Source organism: Luteibacter sp. P4_E6, from assembly GCF_056401535.1.
Genome location: NZ_JBFUJE010000671.1, coordinates 1 through 1884, shown reverse-complemented (window position 1 = coordinate 1884; position 1884 = coordinate 1). Strand labels below are relative to the sequence as shown.

General features: G+C 67.9%; 2 protein-coding genes. Both read left to right on the top strand.

Going from position 1 to position 1884, the window contains the following annotated elements; all coding sequences use genetic code 11:
* The coding region (gene scpB / locus AC1DT2_RS22210; RefSeq protein ID WP_477298781.1) for an SMC-Scp complex subunit ScpB at nt 1-514 on the top strand (514 nt) is incomplete at its 5' end.
* On the top strand, nt 511-1884 hold a 1374-nt coding region (locus tag AC1DT2_RS22205), incomplete at its 3' end, for a pseudouridine synthase (RefSeq protein ID WP_477298780.1). The genes scpB and AC1DT2_RS22205, both read left to right, overlap by 4 nt.

Below are 1884 nucleotides of genomic sequence, written 5' to 3'. Positions count from 1 at the left end.
GATCCGTGGTGTGGTGGTCTCCTCGAACATCATCAAGACGCTCGAGGAACGCGAATGGATCCGCGTCGTCGGTCATCGCGATGTTCCCGGCAAGCCGGCCCTGTTCGGAACCACCCGGGGATTTCTCGATTACTTCAGCCTGAAGTCGCTGGATGCCCTGCCCCCGCTTTCGGAGATTCGCGACCTCGAAGACATCAACCCGCAATTGCGGTTCGAAGGTGATGGCATTCCCGCGCACGCACGCGTCGGTGCCACCCTGTCGATCGATCCGGACAACGAAAGCCCCACGAATACCGAAGACACCGATGATGTCGTGGCTGAGGCCATGACGATCGAAGAAACACCCGCCATCGAGGCCCCGTCCGCACAGGACGATGAGGTCGAGATCGCGAACCAGCTGCCTGCCGGCGACGACGTCGCCGCGGCTTCCGCCACTGCCGAAGAGGCAGAGAACCCCGAAGGCGACGTCGCCAAAGACGATGCCGAAGAAGATACTGAGGAGTCACGCGCATGAGTGCGCCGCAACGTTCCGTTCTATCCCTTAAGCGCGGCGAAAGCCGTCCCGACGATGGCACCGTGCTCGAAGAGCGCCTGCACAAAGTCCTGGCCAACGCCGGCCTCGGCTCGCGCCGCATGCTCGAACAGCGCATCCAGGCGGGCGAAGTCGAAGTCAACGGCACCGCCGCCACCATCGGCTCGAGCGTCCATGCCGGTGATCGCGTAGTCGTCGACGGCAAGCAGTTCGTCGTCGCCACCGACAGCCGTAACGACGCCGAAGTGATCGTCTATCACAAGCCGGAAGGCGTGGTAACGACTCGCGAAGACACCGAAGGCCGTCCCACCGTGTTCGAACAGCTGCCGCGCCTGAAGGGTGCGCGCTGGGTCGCCGTGGGTCGCCTCGACATCAACACCACCGGCCTGCTCCTGCTCACCACCGATGGCGAACTCGCCAACGCGCTGATGCATCCCAAGAGCGGCCTCGAGCGCGAGTACCTCTGCCGTGTCCATGGCGAGGTGCCCGACGAGACCATCGAACGCCTGAAGGCGGGTGTCGAACTCGAAGACGGCCCGGCCCGCTTCGACGAGATCGCCACGATCAGCCGCGGCGGTAGCCACAGCTGGTTCCGCGTCACCATTCGCGAAGGTCGCAACCGCGAAGTCCGTCGCCTGTGGGATTCGCAGGGTTTCCTGGTCAGCCGCCTCAAGCGCATCCGCTACGGCACCGTGGAACTTCCGCGCGCCCTCCGTCGCGGCGACAGCGACAATCTCGACGAAGCCGCAATCAAGGAACTGCGCACGCGCGCAGGCCTCGGCGCCCCGGGCGCCGTACTCACCCTGAGCGCCGTCGTGCATCAGCGTCGCGCCCCGCGTCATGTGACCGAGTACAAGCCGGACGGTCGTCCGGCAGGTGCCTGGAGCTCGGGTCGTCACGACGAAGCCCGTGAGCTCACCGCTTTCGATCGCCTGCGCGATGACAATCCGCGTGGCGGCCGGGGTGGCGCTGGCGGTGGTCGTGGTCGCCCGGGTGGCGGCGGTGGCCAGGGCGGCGCACCGCGCCGCGAAGTAAACGGCAATGTCGCTCGTCCCGAGCGGGGCGGTGGTGCGGCCGGTGGCCAGCGCTCGCGTCGCGTCGCGCCGGGCCAGGAACTGCCGTCGCCTCGCACCTGGTTTGCCGGCGACAGCCGCACCGGTGGCGGAAATGCAGCAGGCGGCGCACCGGGCAACCGTGGTCCGCGTCCGGCCGGCCGTGCTGGCGGCCCGGGTGCAGGCGGCGGCAATCGCGCGCCGGGCCAGGGCGGTCCGGGTCGTGCCGACGGCAATCGTACCGGCGGCGGCGCACGCTTCGACGGCGGTGGCGGCGGTAATCGTGGCCCGCGTACGGGC